The sequence below is a fragment of the Treponema sp. R6D11 genome (assembly GCF_054786075.1).
Genome location: NZ_BDHD01000260.1, coordinates 1 through 1,973 on the forward strand (window position 1 = coordinate 1; position 1,973 = coordinate 1,973).

Annotated in this window: 2 protein-coding genes; both read left to right on the top strand. The window is 44.6% G+C overall.

Annotated elements, in window-relative coordinates; translation table 11 throughout:
• The first annotated feature begins 27 nt into the window (after positions 1-27).
• Positions 28-1,536: an urease accessory protein UreH domain-containing protein gene (locus ACYVTD_RS12015; RefSeq protein WP_461247997.1), complete on the top strand. Its 1,509-nt coding sequence runs from the start codon at positions 28-30 to the stop codon at positions 1,534-1,536.
• A 6-nt stretch (positions 1,537-1,542) separates the two neighbouring features.
• Positions 1,543-1,973, top strand: a 431-nt coding sequence (locus ACYVTD_RS12020; protein WP_461247998.1) for a cation transporter, incomplete at its 3' end; no start/stop codon positions are given.

Here is a 1,973-nt window from a genome sequence, read left to right on the forward strand (position 1 = left end):
ATTATATACAAATAGGGTAGGTTTAGTATGGAAATAACGGAAAAACAAAATTTACAAAAACGCTCGTTCCGCATTGGCGGTATGTACTGCGTAAATTGTCAGAATATAATTGAAAAAGAACTGAAAAAAACTGCAGGTATAAAAAAAGCGGCGGTAAATTACCGCACAGAACACGCGGTTGTTACTTACGATGAGGCGGTAATAGGCTTTGATAAAATTTCCTCAATAATTAAAGAGCTTGGGTATCAGGCGCTTGAAGGGCAGGAAAAAACATCTCCGCAAAAAACAATTCCGCGCGTCATTGGGACTCTAGTAATTATCCTCGCTCTATTTATGCTGTTGCGGACATTCACAACAAGCAAACTTGCCGCCACTTTCCCGCTCGCGCAGGAAGGCATGGGGTACGGAATGTTACTGGTTATCGGTCTGCTTACAGGCGTTCACTGTATCGCCATGTGCGGCGGGATCAATCTTTCGCAAACTTTAAAAAAAGCGGACGCGCCTGCGGATACGGCTTCGCAAACAGCCGACTCCAAACCATCTATTAAAAATTTTTCTTTACTCCTACCAAGTATTCTTTACAATGGAGGACGGCTTATCTCGTATACGGCAGTAGGAGTTTTAGTCGGCGCTTTAGGCTCTGTGATTACTTTATCGGGACACTTTAAAGGAGTTGTACAACTTGTTGCAGGCGTCTTCATGGTGATAATGGGAATTAATATGCTAGGACTGTTTCCGTTCTTGCGACATATCATTCCGCAAATGCCAAAAATATTTACTAAAAAAACAGATGAGCAAAAAAACGGACGCAGTCCGTTAGTTGTTGGTTTCCTTAACGGCTTTATGCCGTGCGGACCTTTACAGGCAATGCAAGTTTACGCCCTCTCCACAGGAAGCCCCGTAAAAGGCGGCATTTCAATGTTCCTATTCTGCGCGGGAACTATCCCCCTTATGTTCGCTCTTGGCGCGGCAAGTTCCGTCTTAAGCGGCGCAAAGGGACAAACATTTTCACGCAGAGTTATGCAAGTAGGAGCTATTCTTGTTACTGCGCTTGGGCTTGTCATGTTTTCAAGCGGTTTGAGTCTTTCGGATTTTTCTGATTCGCCTGAAAATTCGGCAACCGCCGACGCGCGGAAGGTGAACAACGAGAACTCTAATCCGCGCACACTACAGGAACGGCAACAAACGCTATCAGCTCCAAATAACGCTAGTCCGCCAGAGCCTAAACCTTTTGTTCCCGTAATTGAAAACGGAGTACAGGTTGTCAAATCAACATTAAGATCAAACCGCTATCCGGCGATAACTGTACAACAGGGCATTCCGGTACGCTGGATAATCAACGCGCCGCCGGGCAGTATAACAGGTTGTAATTACGCCGCTATTTTTAACGAATACGGTTTTGAATATACCTTTCAGCAGGGAGAAAATGTAATCGAGTTTACTCCAACCAAGGCGGGCAGGTTTCGCTATTCCTGTTGGATGGGAATGATCAGAAGTACCATTACCGTAGTTGCCGAAGCAAAAAAAGAAGGATAAACAATAATGACTGAAACGTTAACCGTTGGCGGTATGCACTGCGCCGCCTGTTCCGCGCGAATTGAAAAGGCGCTAAATAAATTGGAAGGCGTTGAAAAAGCCTCGGTAAATCTTGCCACAGAAAAAGCGACTGTAACTTACAATCCGCAAACCTTGCGCCTTTCGGCAATTAAGGAAGCAATCATCAATACGGGGTTTGAAGTAATTGAAACTTCAAAAAACGCATTAGACGAAGATAAACTCCGAAAGGAAAAAGAAATAAAAACCCTATGGGCAAAATTTATTATCGCCGCAGTTTTAGGGCTTCCTCTGCTGTATATCGCAATGGCTCCAATGATTAAGTGGGTCGCCCTGCCCTTCCCAAAGGCTTTGTCTCCGATGAATTTCCCTCTTGTTTACGCCATCGTGCAGCCTGCACTGATCATACCCATTATAAT